Origin of the sequence: Phytoamicus setariae (genome assembly GCF_016722925.1) — a bacterium.
Classification (GTDB): domain Bacteria; phylum Pseudomonadota; class Alphaproteobacteria; order Rhizobiales; family Rhizobiaceae; genus Rhizobium_E; species Rhizobium_E setariae.
Genome location: NZ_JAEQNC010000016.1, coordinates 59,781 through 80,742, shown reverse-complemented (window position 1 = coordinate 80,742; position 20,962 = coordinate 59,781). Strand labels below are relative to the sequence as shown.

Sequence of the window (20,962 nt, the reverse complement as noted above, 5' to 3'; positions counted from 1 at the left end):
GATCCGGCGGCCTTCTTGCATTGAGTGAAGAAATTTATCTAACGTATTGTCAGAGAATGAAATCGCTGGCATGCAGATCGGCAATTTCGGTGTTCTTGAGGATGAGATTGTCCCCATTGCCGAAACTTAGAACGACATTGTTGCCACTGTCCTGACTGATGGCCAGAACCTGGCTGAAATTGGAAAAATCAAAGCTCGTCAGGTTTATCCGGTCGTTGCCGGCGAAGTCGCCGATCGTATCGGTGCCCCAGCCGACGCGGAAAAAGAAGGTGTCGCTGCCCGCGCCGCCAATAAGAACGTCAACGCCCTCCCTGCCCAGAAACCGATCATTTCCGTCATTTCCAACGAGACGGTTCTTGCCGTGGTTGCCGGAGATCAGGTCGTTTCCGTCGCCGCCAACGGCATCTTCGATCAGCGACCTGTTGTCTCCCTGGTATTGCAGGGCATTGTAGATATTGCCACCAGCAATCCGGCTTCTAAGATTGCTCGAGGCATCGAGGTCCGCGAGCTGGGACTGCTTGAATGTCGAACAAGCGCCGGGCCTCAGATCGACGTATACATTGTTGTCATAAGCGCTCAGATTGTACTTGTCGTGGCTGCCTCCACCGTCCCAGATCGTCGCGAAGATCTTGTTGGCTCCGGGATGGATCGCCACGTTTCCATTGACATAGGTGTTGCCGTTGCCTGGCCGCCAGAAGTAGGTGGTATTGCCGTCATTGACGTCGAAATTCGCTCCGTACATATGCTGGAGCGCCGCAATATCGGCCATCATGAAACTTTGAGGAAAGCCGAAGCGTTCGTTGACAAAGCCGTGCAGAGGGCTACCAGCATAGCTGCGATAGGTCATGACCGAGTATTCGACCGAGTCCCATTGGCGGGGAATGGCAGGATTGCCGAAGCCGGGTTCGTGACCATGCTTGAGGCCGAGTGCATGTCCCGTCTCGTGGATTACGGTGGCGAACTCGTAATTTCCGGCAATCGCATTCGAATAGTGATGGGCATTTGGGCCGAACCAGACATCGCCGCCAGGTTCGCTCGAGTTCGGGTAGTAGCCTTTCGCGGTCGGGTTTTGATACGAGGATTCCGCGTACCGAACCGTCGCACCTGCGTCAGATCCTTTGCTGACCCGAAGATGTGTAAAGCCTTCGACGGAAAACCCGTCGTTTGCCTTGCCCCCGTAATCCTTGTCGAGGATAAATTGTGCCGCCGCTTTGATTTTGGCGCCAACCTCGCCGAAACCGTGATCCTTTTCGCCTTTGTAGTGATAGTCGTTCTTGCTGTCTGGGAATGAATAGCTGATCCCGCTACCGCGCCATGCCAGGCCGGATAGAACGCCGTCGATGAAGTTGTTTCCAGTGCTGTTCACATGCATGACAGCCTGCCGCCCTGCTGCCCCATAAAGCATCGCATTGCCAAGGTCGTCGCCCGTCAAGCCGTCATTGAGATAGATTCCTGTCACCGCTGTCTTCCCTCTGTAAATTTTCTGATGAGAGTATGCGCGACAACTCTCGGCAAAATGCCACGACTTGCGTAGCGTCGCTTAAATTCATGCGGGTATTCCCTCCGGGGCTAGGGGACCCATCCGGGAAGGTCGGCCGCCTGGCGAACCCACGCCGCCAGCTGCTCCTCGTCGATCCCGTCGTTCTCATAAATGTCGAGGTAGCGTGTCTCCGCATTCTTCGACGTGCCGGGAGGGAGAGGATCGAGCGACATGCCGCGGAAGAAAGCCACCTTGATGTACTTGGTCAGGCAATGGAAACCGAGGAACCAGCCTTGTCCTTCAATGCCATAGAGGGGCGAGTTCCACTTCACGGCCTTGCGCACGTCGGGGACGGTGTGCACGATAAGCGCGTCGAGACGGCGCCCGACGTCGCTTTTCCAGCCCGGCATGGCCGAAATATAGGCCTGCACCGGCGCGTCGCCGTCGGCCTTGGCGATCTGAGGGTTGCCGCCCGAAAGGAGGATCGGCTTCCCGGCGACCTGCTGGGCGATCGCTTTCTTTGACCCTCGCGCTGTATTGGCCATCGGTCCATCCTTTGGTGCAGATCCGCAACTGAAACCGTTTCGCCTGTGCGTTTTACCACCAAGGCCGTCAGAATAAATCCCCCCTATTGAACGTCGGAGTCTGAAATGGCTACATGCGTTGGCGCCCATCGCACAGGGTCGGTTTTCACGAGGACAAATGTCGATGCTTGCATTGCTGCGCTTTCTTTCCGTCGCCCTGATGCTCGCGTCTCCCGGACTTGCGCAGGCGGGGCGTACCTTTGCGCTGGTGATCGGCGTCAATGATTATCGATTTGTGCCTGTGCTCGATGGTGCGCGCGACGATGCGCGCGATATCTCCTCCGCACTCGGCCGCATGGGAGCGGACCAGATCGTCACGCTAGTCGACGCCGATGTCACCAAGCAGAACATCGTGCAGGCCTGGCATTTGCTGGCCTCGCAAGCCAAGGCCGGCGACGTCATTTTCATGTCCTACGCCGGCCACGGCGCCCAGGCGCCAGAACGTGTCGCGGGCAGCGAGAAAGACAAGCTCGATGAGTTCTGGGTGTTGCCTGGTTTCGACCCGAAAAACATCAGCGGGACGTGGCATGAGACAGTGTTCGACAACGAACTTCACCAATGGTTCAGTGAGGTATCATCGCGCGGTGTCCACGTGGTCTACGTTTCCGACTCCTGTCATGCGGGTGGCATGGACCGCGCAGTGACAGGCAAGTTCCGTTACGTGGAGTTCGGCAAGGATCGGCTGCTTGGTGAACTGATCTCTTTGATGCTGAAGGAACAGCAACCGGAACCGACAGTCGAATCGGTGCTGCCGGAAAATGTCACCTTGCTGGCGGCCACCGCGGAAGCGCTGCCCGTGCCGGAAGTCGTTATCAACGGTAAGCCGCGTGGTGCGTTGAGTTGGAGTGTCGCGCGCGCCCTGGAGGGGATGGCGGATCGGGACGGCGATGGCGCCCTGATGCGCCATGAATTGGAGGATTATGTGTTTGCCACCGTGCGCATGCGCTCGGAGTCTTTGCAGACGCCTGTCTTTACTCCCGTCGCTGCGCGCGGCAGTCGCGAACTTCTCCTCTCGCTGAAGCCGGACGGGGAGATGCTGGTGGCCAGCAGGCCGGCCGGACAAACCGGTCAGAACCCCATCCCGGTGGCGCGTGAGCTCGGCTTCACGCCTGTGCTGACCGTATCTGTAGAAGGCTCTGCAACGCGGCCGGAGAATACCGTCGAAGGTAAGCATCCCTATGTCTGGGATGCCGGAAAAGGCGTATTCAAGACGCCGAATGGAGATTTGGCTGCGGAAAATATCTCGCCATTTACTGTCAATGACGTCGTGCAGAAATACATACTGCTTGATTTCCTTCAGGCAATGGCAACGCGAAACACATCGCTGGTTCGGATAGATCCTGAAAAACCGCTGTATTACGCGAACGAAAAGATCAAATTCGATGCCGAGCCCGGAAAATATTCCAACACCATTGTATTTAACTTGGCCAATACGGGCGAGGTGCAATTCCTCGACATGGTCCTGAATGGGGAGCCGGTGAAAAAGACGTTCCTTAGGGAAATGCGGGTCGTTCCCCCGTTCGGGTCCGATCATCTCGTCGAGATCTCATCAGACGAACCACTTGAAGCGGTTGGCCGGGCCATGGAACGTGGGGTGGCACCCAAAGAACTGTTGCAGATGTTGACGTCGCGGATTGATGGCAAGATTGCGTCTATTGCCATAATCCCGATCTATACCCGTGCCAGGTAATGCCTGAGGCAATGATATTCAATATTCTGCATTGGTAATATAGTCGATTTTCTTGAGTAGAGAATCGCATTTCGGATAAGTGCTGCGAACGAATACCGGATAGAGTCATTTCTTCCCGAATTATATAAGTATAATTCAGGCTTATGTCACATGCGCGCCGTCAATTTGCTTGTATATTAGCTGTCGCGCATGAAAAGGCAGCGATTCGGCCGTCCGAAATAGCATCCAATCGGTCATTACAACTATTTTGTGTGCCTATTGATAGTCAGTTGTAAAGGATTGGGTAAGGTTCGCGAGTTAGTTTGGCCCTGTAATTTTATTTAGCCATATGGGGCAATGGGATGTCGAATAAACGCGCGGCGGCGACTGGTGCAGGCAAGACTGTAGGAAGCATAGGGGATGTAGAAGCCACCACGAAGGCGGATAGCTATATTCTGACGAAGTCAGTTGATGGTACGCTCGACCTGCTTGCGGGAGCTGATCGGCTGGAACTGCGTGGCGACGGCAATACGCTCGTGCTTTCGAATACTGAATCCGTTGTTGGCTCCGTCGGTTCGGATCTCATAACCTTGGGTGGAGCTGTCGCGGGCAACTATAATCTCGGTGCGGATGACGACAAGCTGACATTCGATAACGCAGGTGGTACGCTGACTGTTGCCAACATCGAGAAAATCATCGGCGGCACAGGTGTGGATATTGTCACCTTCGGCGCTGCTACAAAGGGCGCGGAAATCGATCTTGGGGGCGGTGAGGACAAGATCGTCCTCGGCAAGTTTGTCAACAATGTCTATGTGAGCAATGTCGAGAACATCACCGGCGGCGCCATGGCTGACACGGTGACGGTCGACACGGCCACGGCTTCTGGCAAGATCGATCTGCTGGCTGGCAACGATAAGCTGGTGCTGGCCGACGCCGGCGCGACTCTAACGGTCGCCAATGTGGAGACGGTGCAGAGTGGCGACGCAGCCGACGTTATCACTCTGGCGACAGCGATGAAGGGCGGCCTGATCAATCTCGGTGCGGGCAACGATGTGCTCAACCTGACGAACGGCGCCAACAGCGTCAATGTCAAGAATGTCGAAACGGTGAATGGCGGTACCGGTGCCGACACGGTCGTGCTTTCCGGACGCGCAGACGGTGCCGAAATCGACCTCAAGGCTGGCAAGGACAAGCTGGTCCTGGGCAATTACGCCAATTCCGTCAATGTCACCGGTGTTGAAGCCGTGGCCGGCGGCACGGGCGCTGATGTCATTGTCGTGAAGGATACGGGCCTGGTGACCGGTGTGTTCAGCCTCGGCGATGGCATCGATACGCTGACGCTTGGAAATGGCGGCTCGAACGTTACTGTTTCCGGCGTCGAGACCCTTACGGGCGGCACCCTTGGCGATGTGGTCACATTCACGACTGGCATTTCCGGAATGACGCTGGATCTTGGAGATGGCGTCGATAAACTGGTGTTGAGCAAGTTTGCCAATAGTCTTGATGTAAAGAATGTCGAAAACATTGTTGGTGGCGCATCCACCGATCTGGTGACGGTGAAAGCTGCGCTTACGGGCGGGCTGATCGACCTTGGCAAGGGCGAGGATTCGCTGACGCTTGGTGACTTCGTCAATTTGATTTCGGTCGCTGGCATCGAAACGGTAACGGGTGGTACGAATAATGATACCGTTACCATTACCGGTGCGATCAGCAAGGCGACCATCGATCTTAAGGGCGGCGATGATTCGCTCACTCTGTCCGGGGCGGCGACCTTGCTGACGGTTTTGAACGTCGAGACCATTACCGGTAGCGACAAGGTTGATGTTGTCACGATCGGATCGCAATCCACGGGCTCGTTTGTTGATCTCAAAGCAGGCAACGACTCGCTGGACTTGTTTGCCGCTGACAACACGATCACCGTGCAGAATGTCGAAACCATCACCGGTAACACTGGCAACGATGTCGTTACTCTCAAGGAGGGCGGCATGGTTGTTGTCGACCTCAAGGATGGAACGGCAGACAAACTCGACATCACCGCTTTCACGGGCACGGTAACAGTGTCCAATGCTGAAACAATCGTCAGCACTTCCCTGACCGAGGATGACGTCGTGGTCTTGGGCAAGGTGGCAGACGGAACCGTCATTGCACTTGGCGGCGGCAACGACACACTGACGCTCGGAGCCTCAGGCAACACGGTGATCGTCGAGGCGATCGAAACGGTTATCGGCGGCAAGTTGGACGACAAGGTTTCCGTCACTGCGAGCGCAGTTACTGTCGACAGCGTGTTTGATCTCGGCCTCGGAAACGATACGCTCGACCTTTCATTGGCTACTGGCAATGTCAAGGTAAAGGTGATGGGCGTCGAGACATTCACGGGCAAGGATGGCCGAATTGATGATGTCACGCTTGGTGCGGCCTATACCGGCGGCACGTTCACCCTCGGCACCGGCGCGGCTATCGACCAGCTGACATTCTCGAACGCTGGCGGCACTGTAACGGTCTTGGGCGCCGAAACGATCACCGGTGGCACGGGTGCCGATAAGGTGACGATCGGTGCTGGAGATACCGGAACTATCGACCTTGGGGGCGGGCTCCTCGACGCGCTGACCTTGGACGCAACTGGCAATACGGTCACGATCCTCAATATCGAAAGTGTTACCGGCTCCGCCGTCGATGACAAGATTACGCTCGGTGCCGGATACACTGTCGGCACGATCAACCTCGGCGACGGCAAAGACACGGTGATTTTCGACGCCACCGGCGCCACTGTCACCCTCGCGGGCGTGGAAACAGTCACCGGCGGCGCTGCTGACGACCAGGTCACCCTGGCGGGCATCTACACCGGCGGTCCAGCCGATCTGATCGATCTCAAGGCTGGTAATGACAAGCTTACGCTTGGTGACGGCGGTAACACTGGCGTTAGGGTTTCCAATGTCGAAGAGATCAAGGGCGGGAAGCTGGCCGATACGGTCGAGCTCGTCGGTGTCTTCACCGGCGGCACGATCGATCTCGGTGCCGGCGTCGACAGCCTGACCTTTGGGGCTGCGAGCACGGTTACCGTGTCCAACGTCGAAAACATCACCGGCTCGAGCGCCGCGGACGTGGATATCGTGACGCTGCTTACTGGTGGCTCTGCTGGCACCATTGATCTCAAGGGTGGCAACGACTCCCTGAACTGGAGCACGGCTACCACTGGCCTGACCGCAACGTTGACCAACATTGAAACCATGGTCGGTGGTTCTGGCGATGATGTCATCACCCTCGGCTCTGTAGTCAATGGCGAGACTATCGACCTGGGTGGCGGCGAGGACACGCTGACGCTCGGCAACTTTATCAACTCGGTCAACGTTAAGAACGTGGAAGTTGTCATCGGCGATGCTGGCGCCGACACCGTCGTCCTTACGGGTGGTGCAACATATTGGGGTACGTTCAACCTCGGTGGCGGTAACGACACGCTGGATCTGGGCGCCAATGGTAGCGTCGTGACCATTTCCGGAGTTGAGGTGCTCAAGGGCGGCGCCGGGGCAGACCGCGTCACTTTTGCGGAACAGGTTACCGGCATCACTGTGGATCTAGGTACAGGCCCTGGAGACAAGATTACCCTCGGAAACTTCGCCAACGACCTCATAATAAAGGATGTCGAGTCGGTCGTCGGTGGCGATAAGGTAGATGCGATCACTGTGAATACTGCCTTCACCGGCGGTGGCTTCGACCTCGGCGAAGGCATCGATAGCGTAACCTTCTCGGCTGGCGTTACGGCAACCTTCGGGGGTGTCGAGACGATTAACAGTGGGACTGGCGACGACAAGGTCACCCTCAAGGCCAACTACGATGGTGTCACGATCGACCTGGGTGCTGGCGGCGATACCGTAGTGTTCCTGGGAGCTACGACGGCAACGCTTGAAAACGTCGAAACTGTCACCGGCAGCAGCCGTGACGATGTCGTCGTCATCAATGGCGCCCAAGGCGCCAAGGTAGATCTCGGTGCCGGCCACGATATCATCACCCTGAACAGCGCCAGTGCGGATGTCGTTAAGGGTGGAACGGGTGAAGATCAGTTCATCTTCAATGCGGCTTCCATAAACGATGAGATCACCGACTTCTTAAGCGGCACCGATCTGCTTGTGATCAAGGGGAATTCTACGTTCACCTTCCTAGGAAACAGTGCAACTGCCGTGGCGTTCTCAGGCGGCAATGACAATTCGGAAGCCTATTTCGATACAGTGACGAAAACAGTTCACATCGACGCCGATGGGAGTGGCACAGCGGAACTGCAGATCAAGCTGTCGGGCACCGGTTCTTTGACTGCTGATGACTTCAGCTGGATCGTTTAAGCCGTTTTGACAAGTTGAAACTGGAGGGCGTGGCGAAAGCCGCGCCCTTTTGCATTTCGATTTTGCTCAGGCAGGGGAGCCATTCCTGCCTCGGGCCAGCCTCCGCTGTTAGCTCCGAATTCCAATTGCGTGCACCTGCCTCTATAAGACGGGCAAACGTGCGATGCCGTGATTCTATAGGGTTCCAAGCGGGGAAGTTTTATGATCGAAGTGCCTGTGTCCTGGGGTGAGCTGGTCGACAAGATCACCATTCTGCAAATCAAGTCCGCTCGCATGCGAGATGAAGGCAAGCTCGCCAATGTCCGCAAGGAACTGGCGCTGCTGGGCGAGAAGCTGGGTGTCAATTCCGAGAACCCCGAAGTCAAGAAACTGACCGGCGACCTCTATACGGTCAATGCCGCGCTATGGGACATCGAAGACGATATCCGCGATTACGAGAATGCTGGTGATTTCGGCGATAAATTTGTATCGCTGGCGCGTTCGGTCTACATAACCAACGACAAGCGTGCCGAGCTGAAGCGGCAGGTAAATCTCGTCCTCGGCTCCGGTTTGATGGAAGAAAAGTCCTATCAGAGCTACAAGATTCAGTAGAGAAAAGTGTAGAGGCACGGCAATAGACCGGGACGGCCCCCATATACTTAGGGGGATGTGAGGCGTTTGAGGAGCATATGCGGATGATGGAGCAGCGGGCCGAGGTTGAGCGGCTGACTCTCGAGGATTGCCGGAGGTTGCTCGGCGAGGGCCGTGCTTCCGAAGCATTGCGGGCCCTTGAGGCGCTGGAGCCATCGTTATCGGGTGACGCCTCGCTGCAGCATTTCCTGGGTGTTGCCCTGCATCTTGTCGGCCGCTCGAAAGAGGCCCTGCCGCATTTCGAACAGGCCCATGCGCTCGAACCCGATCAGGCTTCCGTCTACCAGAACCAGGCGATAGCACTGCTGAGTGCCGGCGACGCCGATGGCGCGGTGGCAGCCGCTGCACGCGCGGTCGAACTCAGGCCCGACAATGCCGGCGGCTATGTCAACCTGGTGCTTCCGTTGATAAAGCGCAAGAGCTACGATGAAGCAGCCACCATGCTGCAGGAGGGTCTCAGGATCGCACCGGGACACGCCGGCCTGCTGACGCAGGCGGGCCATCTGGCGATCGAGACGAAGGATTGGGCGGCAGCGGAAGACTATACGCGCGCAGCTTTGCAGGCAGATCCCGGCAGCATTGACGCCATCTACAACATGGCCGTGCTGCGTCAGCATCAGGGGCGACATGCCGAGGCGCTGGCGGATTTCAGCAAGGTTCTCACTGCTCATCCGACCCATGAAGCCGCCTTCGTCAATATGGGCGTGTCCCTGCGCAACCTGGGACGAGTAGACGATGCCGTGCGGCATTTCTCCGCCGGCCTCGCGCGCTGGCCCGATCTGCCGGCGCTCAGGTACAATCTCGCCGTAAGCCGGCTCTATCTCGGCCAGTGGCGAGAAGGCTGGCCGGACTACGAGTTGCGCGCCGAGTTGGCGGGATCGCTCGACAAAACGACACGCTCCACAATGCCCCTGTGGGACGGTGGAGCAATCACCGGCAAGACACTGCTGGTGCTGCACGAGCAGGGATTCGGCGATACCTTCCAGTTTATCCGCTTCATCTATGGTCTCACGGACCGGGCGGCGAAAGTGATTTTCGTCTGCCACAAGCGGCTCTATAGTCTGCTTTCGAGACTGGACATTTTTGCAAGCGGGCGGATCGAGTTGATCGCCGACGAAGGCAGCTTGCCCCCGCATGATGTCCACATCCCGTTGATGTCGTTGACACGCATTTTCCAGATCGGCCCTGACAATATTCCGATCGGGTTTCCGAAGCTCGCTCTCGAGTCGTCGAGAATTGAACGTTGGCGTTCGCTGGGCAGGCAGCTTGATGAGCCGAGCAGGCCATGGCGGATCGGCTTGTCCTGGCAGGGCAACCCCGCCGCGGCGGTTGATCGTGGCCGCTCCATCCCGCTTGCGGATTTCGAACCGCTGAGTGCCCTTGGCGACCGGGTGGGCTTTCTTTCCTTGCAGCGGCATTTCGGGACAGACCAGCCGTTGCCGTTCGGTTTGAATCTGACGATCCCGGGCGAGGAATTCGACAGTGGCGAGGAGGCTTTCGTCGATACGGCAGCGCTGATGATGTCGCTCGATCTGGTGATCACATCGGACACGGCGGTCGCTCATCTGGCCGGCATGATGGGTCGCCCGGTCTGGCTGCTCTTGAAGAAAACGCCGGATTGGCGTTGGGGACCCGAAGGCGTTCTGAGCCCGTGGTATCCGACGATGCGGCTATTTCGTCAGAAAACCGAAGGTGACTGGCGAACCTTGCTGGAGGAGGTCGCAGGCGAACTCGAACGGCTGGTCGTGTCGCCGAAGGAACGAACCGATGACAGCGACAACGCTGTTCGCCAGGCGTTGCAATTGCATATGCGGGGCAAAGTCGCGGAGGCCGCTCCAATCTATCAGGCGGAGCATGGCGCGCGCCGAAGCGACCCGCAGTTTCTGAATTTTCATGCCATGGCGATACTCGAAGCGGGCGCGCGCAATGCTGCTGCTGCACGTTCCGGACTGGCGCTTGGCATGCAATCGGTGGCGCTGGCACCCGGCGTCGGCGACTATTGGAGCAATGTTGCGGTCCTTCTCGACAGTATGGGCAACAGGGCGGACAGCAAACGAGCGCTACGTTTTGCACTTGCCGTCAATCCGGGCCACGTACCGTCGCTCGTTTCTCTCGCCAAGAAGGAATCTGCCGATGGTGATCCGGAAAAGGCGCTGAGAACGCTGAAGACGATCCTCGATCGTGCTCCGAACACGGTGCCCGCGTTGTCGGCACTGGCCAATGTCTACGCCGATATGGGCCGTCATCTCGATGGTGCGCGCGCGTTGCGCCGGGCGGTCGATGTCGAACCGGAGAATTCGAAGCTTTGGGTGCAGCTCGGCGCGGAATACTCCGCAGCGGAACGGCCATTCGATGCGGCCGTGAGTTGGGAGCGCGCATTGGCTGCGAACCCGGTCAATGCCGATGCCTGGAGCAATCTTGGTGTGCATGAGCGGACGCATGGGCCGCTGGAGCTGTCTTGTTATCTGCAGCGTCGAGCCGTGGAATGCGATCCGCAGCATGCCGAAGCCTGGAACAATCTGGGTATCGCAGAGCTGGAAGCAACCCGCGACCAGGTCTCAATCGAGGCGTTCAGCCAGGCGATCGCGGTGCGGCCGGGCTATCCCGACGCGCATCTGGCGCTGGGGATGGCGCTGCTGAACAGCGGCGATTTCGAGAATGGCCTGAAGCACTACGAGTGGCGGCTTATGGCCGACAAGCTCGGCATCGCGACCAACCGCCCGAACATCCCGCTCTGGCGTGGCGATGATCCGAAGGGGCTTTCCATCTTCCTGATGGCGGAGCAGGGTTTTGGCGACGCCTTCCAGTTTTCGCGCTATGCCATCTGGCTCAAGGAGCGAGGCGCGGCAAAGGTCTATATCGGTTGCCGCAGCAAGATCGCACATCTGCTCGGAACCATACCTGGCGTAGATGCCGTTTTCGGCGATGGCGCCAAACTGCCGAAGGCCGATGCCATGGCCTACATCATGAGCATGCCGGCGCTGACGGGCATGCGCCTGGATACCATCCCTGCCCATGAAAGCTACATGACGGCAGATCCGGTCCGCGTGACGCGCTGGGCGGAATGGCTCGCCGCCAAGCCAGGTTTCCGCGTCGGCATTGTCTGGCAGGGCAATCCGGATCCAAAGGTCGACAAGGGCCGATCCTATCCTCTCGCCGCACTCGAGCCGCTGTCGCGGATACCCGGCGTTCGGTTGATTGCGCTGCAGAAGGGGCCGGGTGAAGAGCAGATCGAGGCTCTTGGCGGCCGTTTCGAGGTGGAACGGCCGGACGACGATTTTGACACCGGCACCGACGCCTTTGCCGATACCGCGGCGATGATGATGAACCTCGACCTGGTCGTGACATCGGATACTGCCGTGGCGCATCTTGCGGGCGCGCTCGGCAAGCCTTGCTGGGTCGTGCTCAAGGCGCATCCCGAATGGCGATGGCTGACGGAGCGTTCCGACAGCCCGTGGTATCCTTCGAGTCGGCTGTTCCGCAGGTTCAAGGATGAGGAAGAGGATACGCCATTCGCCGCCGTCATGGAGAGGCTGGCGGCTGCCCTTGCCAAACTTGCGGGCGGCGATCTTTCCCAGCGGCATGTCTCCGCGCCGGATCAGCCCAAGCAGTTGCGGTCCTTCGATGCCGTCAAGACCTATAACAGTGCGCTTGATGCCCAGCGCGCCGGCCAGCATGCCAGAGCTGAAGCACTCTATGCGGAAGTGCTGAGCGTCAAGTCGTTGCGCCTCAATGCGCTGCACATGCTTGGCGTGATTGCCCTGCACAAGGACCGGAACCACCGTGCTGTCGTGATGTTCAGGGAGGCGGAACGGCAGGGCCTGGCGACGGCACAGTTCTATACCAACCTGTCGATCGGGCTCCGCCGGATCGGCAAGATCGATGAAGCAATCGGCTATCTCACGCGCGCGATAGAGATCAAGCCAACAGCCGAGGCACATCTATCGCTCGGCAATATCTATCGCGATGAATGCCGTTTCGATGAAGCTCGGGAGAACTATCGGGCTGCCATCGCGATCAACCCCAAAATGTCGAAAGCCCATCGCGGCATGGGCAACCTGATGCGCGATATGCACCGGCCGATGGCGGCGCTGGAATCGTTTGCCGTGGCGCGGTCGCTTGATCCTGACGATGCCGACCTGCTCCTGGATCAGGCACACGCCGAACTATACGCGGGAGACTACATCAAGGGCTTCGAGAACTACGAAGTCCGCTGGAAAAGCCGCGAGATGAAACCCCGGACTTTCAATGTGCCCCGCTGGGATGGCAGGGCCAGAACCAGAAAGACGGTGCTTATTCATGGAGAGCAGGGGTTTGGCGACAATATTCAGTTCGGCCGGTTCATTGAAGAGGCGGCCCGCCGCGTCGGACAGGTGATCGTCGAGGTGCGCGAACCGCTCTTGACGTTGTTCCGGACCCTTGATGTCGGAAAGCCGATAACCGTCGTGGAGCAGGGGAAATTCGACGGCAGTTTCGATCTCGAAGTGCCGATGATGAGCCTGCCGCACGTGTTCAAGACCACGGTAGATAGCCTGCCGCCACCGGCCAGATTCGCAATCGATCCGGATCGCATTGATTTCTGGGAAACGGAATTTCCCCATGACCGGTTGCGTGTGGGACTTATCTGGCAGGGTAATCCGAAGGCCCGTGCCGATCAGGGGCGCTCGCCGCCGCTCTCGGCCCTTCAGCCGCTGTTCGAAGTCCCCGGAGTACAGTTCATCAGCCTGCAGAAGACAGATGGGCTGGCTCAGTTGGCAGATACACCTTTTGCAAGGGACATGATCGTGCCGGGAGCGGCATTGGGCGATTTCCATGAGACCGCCGCTGCCATCATGGCGCTCGATCTGGTGATCTCGTCCTGTACGGCCACGTTGCATCTGGCGGCAAGCCTGGGCGTGCCGTGTTTCGCCATGCTCAAGTACCATGCCGATTGGCGCTGGCTGCACGAGCGGCAGACAAGCCCCTGGTATCCCTCGATGCAGATCTTCCAGCAGAAAACGGTGTTCGACTGGTCGAGCGTGGTCCTTCCGCTGAGGGATGCACTGGGGGCTCGCGTGGGTATGCCATGAAGTCGATAAGCATCGGCGACGAACTGGCACGTGCCACAGGCTTGCACCAGCATCGCCGGTTCGAGGATGCGGTCGCGATCTATAGGCGCATTCTTGAAGTGGAGCCGACAAACCGGGATGTGCTGGTGCTTCTAGCCTCGGGACTGCGATCCCTCGGAAATCTGGACGACGCGGTCGCGCTCTATGATCATATTGCTGCGGAAAACCCGCAGCGAGCGGAGTTCTGGTTCAACCGCGCCAATGCCTTGTCCGATATCGGTCGATTCGACGATGCGATCTCGTCCTACAACCGATCTCTTGAGATCGACCGGGACAACGCCTCCGTACTTGCCAATCTCGCAATCGCCGAGATGAAGATCGGGCAGGCTGAAAGCGCCACCGCCCACTATCGGCAAGCGCTTGCCATCGAGCCAGGTCACCGGATCGCGGCCCACAATCTTGGCAATATCCTTTCTGAAGCGGGCGGTTCTCACGAAGCCGCGGCGCTTTTTCGTCAGACCATCCGCAATGAGCCGGGGCTGGCTGAAGGTCACTACAATCTCGGCCTCGTGCTGTTGCGGCTTGGCGATTTTGCCAACGGCTTTAAGGAGTACGAGTGGCGCTGGGATACGGCTGACTTCTTCACGCGGCCCAATTACCGCGACATACCAGTCTGGAACGGGGAGTCACTCAAGGGGCGCCGGCTGCTGGTGCATGCTGAGCAGGGGCTCGGCGACACGATCCAGTTCTCCAGGCTGCTTGGCCTGATCCGGTCGCTTTGCGACGATGTGGTGTTTCATATTCCGGCAAATCTGGAGCGTCTGCTGAAGACCATGCCTTTCGACGTGCAGGTGGCATCGGCGCATGGGGCAGGGGATGCGGATTACCAGATCCCGCTCCTCAGCCTGCCGCACCGGTTAAAGCTGACACCCGGCTCAATACCGCAGATGTCGAACCATCTGCAATCTGATCCTCAAATCAGCGACATGTGGCGGCAGCGGCTGCAATTGGATGGGCGCGCTCCGACGATCGGCTTCGTCTGGCGAGGCAATCCCAATTCTCCGGCTGAGCGAGGGCGCAGCCTGGCCTCGGCTGAGGAGTTCGTGTCGTTCGCCGAGTTGTCCGGCGTTCGCCTGATTGCCCTGCAGAAACTCGATGCGGACGAACTGGAGACAGCCGACACAGTGTCGGGCTGGAAGGTTGGCGGGCTGTCCTTCACCATGGAACACCCAGGCCCAGACATGGACAACGGCCGTGACGCCTTCATCGACACGGCGGCGATCATGTCCTCGCTCGATCTCATCGTTTCCGTCTGCACGGCGCCCCTGCATCTTGCCGGTGCGCTGGGGCGCCCAGCTCTGGGGCTGCTGCGCCCAGTGCCTGACTGGCGCTGGATGATGGAGCGCTCCGACACTCCCTGGTATCCGCGGATGACGCTTGTGCGTCAGCTTGCGGGTGAGGGCTACCGGCCGGCGATTGCCCGGGCGGCGGAGATCGCACGCACCCGGCTACTCACTTCGTCATCGTCCTGATGATTGCGCGCATCTGGTCGGCGGTGCGCGACCAGCTGTAGCCGGCGAGCTTGGCAGCCCCGCGCTCGCCTCTGCGGCGTGCGTCGTTGCGGTCGCGATACGCCTGCTCGAGCTTGTCGTCGATCTCCTCGACGCTGCTTTCGCCCCAGCCGGCAACGTCGCCGACGCCAGCGCCGTCTCCGGCCACGCTGCGCTGATGTTCGAGGGCATAGCAGTTGTTGCCGTCGATCAGATCCATGTGGCCGGTATTGGCCGACAGGATGGCCGGCACGCCGCAGGCCATCGCTTCCATCGCCACGAGGTTGGTTCCGCCTTCCGAACGGTTCGGGAAAAGCGCGACATCCATTTCGCGGAGAATCGGCGGCATCAGCGCATTCGGCACGCTGCCGAGATCGAGGAACTGGCCGGCTTCGAGGCCGTTCTCGCGCGCCCAGGCATTGAGATCCGGCTTGCCCTTGTCGTTGAAGCTCAGGGGGGCTGCCTTGCCCGAGATGTCGATGCTCTTTGCCAGCTGCGGCCACGGACTATGCCAGGCAGTTACCAGCATTGCCTCGGGATGGCGCTTGGCGAAGCGGGCAAAACCCGCCATGACCAGATCCTGGCCCTTGCGGAGTTCAAGCTTGCCGCCGGAGAACACCATGAAACGGTCCGAGAGGATGCCCTGGCGCGGCGCCTGATGAAAGAGAGCAGGATCGATGCCCTGGATGACGGTCGTCACGTTGTTGACGCCGTGCGCTCGCAGGATGCGCTCGTTCCAGGTCGAACCGCAAACGATCAGAGGAAACTTGCGCGCGCGCTCGAGCGTATCCGCCGACAGTTGCGGAAGCTCGTAGAAGACGACACCGATCGAAGGGCTGCCGACGATCTCGGTATTCTGCGGTCCTTTGCTGCTGCTGAAGTCGTTGCCGAGGGCCACCAGTACCGGCGCTTCGATATTGACGCTACGTCCCTCACGCCCCCGAAGCTGCTCGGCAAGTTGTCGCGACTGCTGCTCGAAAGGCTTGAGCGAAAGACGGCGCAGTGGGTCGATCACCACCTGGTCCGGCTGGAAGGGGTATGATGTCCGTGCATCGATACCGCTGTCACCTGCCCAATTGAGCGCTAGGTTGAGCCCATACACGCCCCAGCCGAAAAAGCTGGAAATACCCCAATGAATGACGACCGGCTGGCCCATGTTTCCCTCATGCTACGCGAATCTTTGGCAAGACGTTAGACGAGACCGGGAGTGGACGGAATGGCTGCTGCCTCAATTCGCCTGGGCATCCAAAACGAAAAAAGCGCGTCAACCGGTTGGTTGCGCGCTCGATCCGTCAAACCGGAAAGATCAAGGATTACTTGATCTTGGTTTCCTTGAACTCGACGTGCTTGCGCACGACCGGGTCGTACTTGGTCTTGGTCATCTTTTCCGTCATCGTACGGCTGTTCTTCGTCGTGACGTAGAAGGTGCCCGTATCAGCCGTCGAAAGAAGCTTGATCTTGATCTTGGTCGCTTTCGCCATGGTCGTCCTGCCTTTAAAAACTTGACGCCGTGGAATCCTTTTCAGCCACGGCGAAATCTGCGCGGAAACTACGCATTAACCGGTGAAAGTCAAGTCCGCTGCGGGTGAAAAATCAGCCGGTACAGCGCAAATGCCACGAACACCCCGAAGAATGCTGTCAGCATCCACGTAAAACCATCGGCGCCGCCGATATCCATGCCGGCACCGATTGCTGCAGGGCCGGCAACCGTGCCGATTGCATAGAAGAAGATAAACGCCGCGTTGGCAGCCGCCAGGTCGGCGCCCATGAAGCGGTGGCCGATATGACTGAGGCCCACCGTATAGAGCCCCGCCACGACGCCGCCCCAGAGCAGCAGCAGCAGCGCCAGCGAACTCCAGGCCATCGCCGCGTAAGGCAGCAGCAAGGCGCCTACGAGCCCGATGGCGCCCATAGCAGCCAGCAGCTTGCGCCGGTCCTTCATCCTGTCTGAAATCAGTCCCAACGGTATCTGGAAAATCACATTGCCCACCGCCATCGTGGTCAACAACACGCCCGCCTGCGACTCAGTGAAGCCGAGTCGGGTTGCGTAAACCGGAAAAAGGGCCAGTCCGCCCGCCTGCACCGCGCCGAATACGAACACGCCGATTATCGCGGTTGGAACGGCAAGTGTGTACCTGAGAAAATGGTGCTGCGGCTTTTCGACCAGATAGGGGCTTTCGCCTCGGGCCAGATAAATCGGGATTACCGCAAACAGAATGATGGTGCTGCCAACCGCAAACGGGAGAAAGCCTTGCGTGCCCACGGCGGAGAATATCAGCGTTCCGAGAGCAAAACCGACAGACAGCACGGTTGCATAAATACCGAGAACCAGGCCGCGCTTGCCCGGCGGCGCAGCAAAGTTGATCCAGAATTCAGACAGGATGAACAGCGTCGTCGTTGCGCCATGGAAAACGATGCGCAGCGGAAACCATGCCCAGAAATTCTCGATATAGAAGAAACCGAGCGAACTTATCGCTGCAATCACAACAGCCCAGATCATCGTCGTGGCGACGCCGAATCGATGCGCGAGCTTGGTGGTGACCGGAGCCGCCATCATTGCGGCAATGCCGGCTGTCGCCGTATTCAATCCGCTAAGCGATGACGGAATGCCCCGGTTTTCGAGGATAAGCGACAGCAGGGGCAGGCCGAGACCGATGGCGATGCCTACGGCTGAGATCGAGGAAATGGCGGCGATCAGCGATGGCCAGTGGATATCGTCTTGCGCGCCGGCCAACTTCTCAGTCATGCATTCTCACTTTCGATCTGCCCAGCCTCTGAGCGTATGCCGCTCTGTCCGATTGACAAGCTTCCACGGAAACATCCGTGAAAGCCTCCCCTGACAGACAGTTAGACGGCTGGCGACCGGATTTCAAAGGCCATGCATGAACTTTGTGGCGAAATTCATGTATTTCCACTGGGGTGGGAAATGCCGGATTCCGCCTTAGGCTCTTGGCCGCCGAAGCCGTGCATACGCGTAGCCCATTGCAGGCCGATGACAGCGCCCTTGATCGGCTGGATGGTCGCCAGCGCCAGGATGACTGTGAGAGGGGTCCAGATTGCGAGATGAATCCAGCTCGATACTGGCCAGACGAGGTCGGTCATCATGAAACCGCCCAGGACGATGTGGCCGATCAGGACGATCGACAGGTAGGCGGGCAGGTCGTCGGCGCGATGGTGGCTCATTTCCTCGCCGCAGGCAGCGCAATGGTCCACCGACTTCAGGAAGCTCTTGAACAGTTTGCCGCTGCCGCAGGCGGGGCAGGTACAGAACAAGCCGCGCTTCATGGCCTGGACTGTGTTGCGCTCGCCGGCCGGCACGGTCTGGTTGCTCTGCCAGTGGGTCTGGGTAGGGGCATTTGTCTGCATCGAACTAGCCCCTCCTGAGGGCCGTTACCGGCGACCGCGTGGTGGTCTCGTGCCCGGCTTCTTTCTTGCCGGTTCGCGCCCGCGTTTGGCCGATTTGTGGAAGGAGCGGATTGCCGTCGGCATTTTCCGGCCTTCACTGGTGATTTCGAAACGAAGCGCGCCCGCCAGGGGAACTGCTTCCACAAGTTTTACACGGACCTGATCCCCGAGCCGGTAACCCAGCCCCGAACGTTCACCCGCAATCGACTGGTGCGCCTCGTCATAAATGAAGTAGTCGTTTCCAATGGTAGATATGGGAACGAAGCCGTCAGCGCCATAGGCAGGCAGTGAGACAAATAGTCCCGACTTGGTCACGCCATTCACGCGGCCGTCGAATTCCTCGCCTACCCGGCCTGCCAGATGGTGCGCGATGAGGCGGTCGACAGTTTCGCGTTCGGCCGCCATTGCCCGGCGCTCGAAGGTAGAAATCTCTGCCGCGATGTCATCGAGCTGGCCTTCTTCCTCCATGGTCAAACCGCCAACGCCGAGACCAAGTGTCGCAACCAGTGCGCGATGCACGATAAGATCGGCGTAGCGGCGGATGGGCGAGGTGAAATGCGCGTATTTAAGCAGGTTCAGGCCGAAATGGCCGATATTTTCGGGGCTGTAGATGGCCTGGCTCTGCGAACGCAGCACCATCTCGTTGACCATGATCTCGTAGGGCTTGCCGCCGACCGTCGACAGAATCTGATTGAAGTGATTCGAGCGTAGATTGCCGTGGGCAAGCGACATGTCGAGCGTCGCGAGGAACTGCCTGAGCGTCTCCTGCTTGGCCATCGAAGGGGCATCGTGGATCCGGTAGACCAGCGCCTGCTTTTTCTTTTCCAGCGTCTCGGCTGCGGCAACGTTGGCCTGGATCATCATTTCTTCGATGAGCTTGTGCGCATCGAGACGTTCCGGAACGATAACGCGGTCGACGGTGCCGTCTGGCTTGAGCAGGATCTTCCGCTCGGGCATATCGAGTTCGAGCGGCTGGCGGCGGTCGCGGCCGGCCTTCAGGATGCGATAGGCTTCCCATAGCGGCTTGAGGATCGGTTCGAGCAGTGGACCGGTCTTGTCGTCAGGCGCGCCATCGATGGCTGCCTGCGCCTGCTGGTAGGCGAGTTTAGCCGCGCTGCGCATCATGATGCGGTGGAATGTGTGCGATGCCTTGCGGCCATCCTTGGAGAACACCATCCGCACCGCAAGCGCAGGCCGATCGACATTCTCCTTGAGCGAGCACAGTTCGTTGGAAATCCGCTCCGGCAGCATCGGCACGACGCGGTCGGGGAAGTAGACCGAATTGCCACGCTTCAATGCTTCGCGATCGAGCGCCGATTGCGGGCGCACGTACCAGGAGACATCGGCGATGGCGACGACGACGATCACACCACCCGGATTGTCCGGCGACGCATCCGGTTCGGCGTAGACGGCGTCGTCATGGTCCTTGGCGTCGGCGGGATCGATGGTGACCAGCGGGAGGTGCCGCCAGTCCTCCCGGTTCTTCATGTCGGCGGGGCCGGCGTCCTCGGCCTCGCGCAACGCCGAATCGGGGAAGATGTAGGGAATACCGTGCGAATGGATGGCAATCATCGAGATTGCCTTCTCCGTCGCTACGGAACCGACGACAGACAGAACCCTGGCACGCGGCAGGCCGAAACGGCCGGTGCTCGCGGCTTCGATCTCCACGAGATCGCCGTCCTTGGCGCCGCCAACGAATTCCGGATCGACATCCATCTCGTTGCCACGCTTCTCGATCGGCATGATCCGGCCCTTGCCGTCCTCCATGGAGCGGAAGACGCCGAGGCCGGCATTCTTGCGTTTGTCGATGATCTTGATAACCCGTGCCGTATAGGCCGGGCCACCGCGCTCCTTGTTCGGAAAGATCTTGGCGACGATGCGGTCGCCAATGCCGGCCACTGGCGCCTTGGTATTCGAGCGTTCACCGCCGGACTGGCGCACCAGAACCGCTGGCGCGACGCCCGCTTCTTCCGGCCATTCCGCCGGCCGGGCAATCAGTTCGCCACCGGAATCGCGCATGGTGATGTCGAGGACCGTAACAGGTGGCAATGCGCCGGGGCGCATCAGCGACTTGCGGTTCTTTTCAAGCAGCCCATCGTCTTCCAGCGCTCTGAGCGCGGCTTTCAGCTCGATGCGGGTGTCGCCTTTCAGCCCGAAAGCCTTGGCAATCTCTCGTTTCGAGGCACGGTCAGGGTTGTCTTGGATGAATTCCAGCAGGATCTCCCGTGGCGGCACGACGCCATGAATGAGCCCTTTGGGATC

Annotated in this window: 12 protein-coding genes; 5 read left to right on the top strand and 7 right to left on the bottom strand. The window is 59.1% G+C overall.

Translation table 11 applies throughout. The features are described 5' to 3' along the window. Window positions 1-49: 49 nt before the first annotated feature. Both JJB09_RS27075 and JJB09_RS22795 read right to left on the bottom strand, forming a co-directional pair. Entirely contained in the window at window positions 50-1,459 is a 1,410-nt protein-coding gene (locus JJB09_RS27075) for a M10 family metallopeptidase (protein ID WP_201663397.1), read from the bottom strand. 110 nt (window positions 1,460-1,569) lie between these two features. Continuing rightward, window positions 1,570-2,025 (bottom strand): DUF1801 domain-containing protein, encoded by a 456-nt coding sequence (locus JJB09_RS22795; protein ID WP_201663396.1) that lies wholly within the window; start codon window positions 2,023-2,025, stop codon window positions 1,570-1,572. Window positions 2,026-2,188: 163 nt separating this feature from the next. Here JJB09_RS22795 and JJB09_RS22790 point away from each other — a divergent pair, with 163 nt between their 5' ends. The 5 genes from JJB09_RS22790 to JJB09_RS22770 all read left to right on the top strand — a co-directional run bounded on the left by JJB09_RS22790 (window position 2,189) and on the right by JJB09_RS22770 (window position 15,277). Next, complete coding sequence (locus JJB09_RS22790; protein WP_201663395.1) at window positions 2,189-3,754, top strand: caspase family protein; 1,566 nt, start codon at window positions 2,189-2,191, stop codon at window positions 3,752-3,754. Between the two features lie 341 nt (window positions 3,755-4,095). Then, a complete protein-coding gene (locus tag JJB09_RS22785) occupies window positions 4,096-8,067 on the top strand; it encodes a beta strand repeat-containing protein (protein WP_201663394.1) in 3,972 nt (1,323 codons plus the stop codon). 201 nt (window positions 8,068-8,268) lie between these two features. Beyond that, the gene (locus tag JJB09_RS22780; RefSeq protein WP_201663393.1) at window positions 8,269-8,658 is read left to right on the top strand and encodes a DUF6165 family protein; all 390 of its coding nucleotides are present in this window, start codon (window positions 8,269-8,271) and stop codon (window positions 8,656-8,658) included. Between the two features lie 83 nt (window positions 8,659-8,741). After that, window positions 8,742-13,766 carry a tetratricopeptide repeat protein gene (locus tag JJB09_RS22775; protein ID WP_201663392.1) on the top strand — a complete coding sequence of 1,675 codons (5,025 nt, stop codon included), beginning with the start codon at window positions 8,742-8,744 and terminating at the stop codon, window positions 13,764-13,766. Continuing rightward, a complete protein-coding gene (locus tag JJB09_RS22770; RefSeq protein WP_201663391.1) occupies window positions 13,763-15,277 on the top strand; it encodes a tetratricopeptide repeat protein in 1,515 nt (504 codons plus the stop codon). Before JJB09_RS22775 ends, JJB09_RS22770 begins: the two co-directional genes overlap by 4 nt. Here the strand turns inward: JJB09_RS22770 and JJB09_RS22765 are convergent. The 5 genes from JJB09_RS22765 to rnr all read right to left on the bottom strand — a co-directional run bounded on the left by JJB09_RS22765 (window position 15,258) and on the right by rnr (window position 20,947). Beyond that, window positions 15,258-16,451 (bottom strand): glycosyltransferase family 4 protein, encoded by a 1,194-nt coding sequence (locus JJB09_RS22765; protein ID WP_201663390.1) that lies wholly within the window; start codon window positions 16,449-16,451, stop codon window positions 15,258-15,260. The two genes, JJB09_RS22770 and JJB09_RS22765, sit on opposite strands and share 20 nt — an antisense overlap. Window positions 16,452-16,608: 157 nt before the next feature. Beyond that, complete coding sequence (rpmG, locus tag JJB09_RS22760) at window positions 16,609-16,776, bottom strand: 50S ribosomal protein L33 (protein WP_201663389.1); 168 nt, start codon at window positions 16,774-16,776, stop codon at window positions 16,609-16,611. 89 nt (window positions 16,777-16,865) lie between these two features. Then, on the bottom strand, window positions 16,866-18,041 hold the full coding sequence (locus JJB09_RS22755) for an MFS transporter (RefSeq protein ID WP_201663388.1): 1,176 nt from the start codon (window positions 18,039-18,041) through the stop codon (window positions 16,866-16,868). Window positions 18,042-18,196: 155 nt separating this feature from the next. After that, window positions 18,197-18,661: a DUF983 domain-containing protein gene (locus JJB09_RS22750; RefSeq protein ID WP_201663387.1), complete on the bottom strand. Its 465-nt coding sequence runs from the start codon at window positions 18,659-18,661 to the stop codon at window positions 18,197-18,199. 24 nt (window positions 18,662-18,685) lie between these two features. Continuing rightward, complete coding sequence (gene rnr, locus JJB09_RS22745) at window positions 18,686-20,947, bottom strand: ribonuclease R (protein ID WP_425523766.1); 2,262 nt, start codon at window positions 20,945-20,947, stop codon at window positions 18,686-18,688. Window positions 20,948-20,962 lie beyond the last annotated feature (15 nt).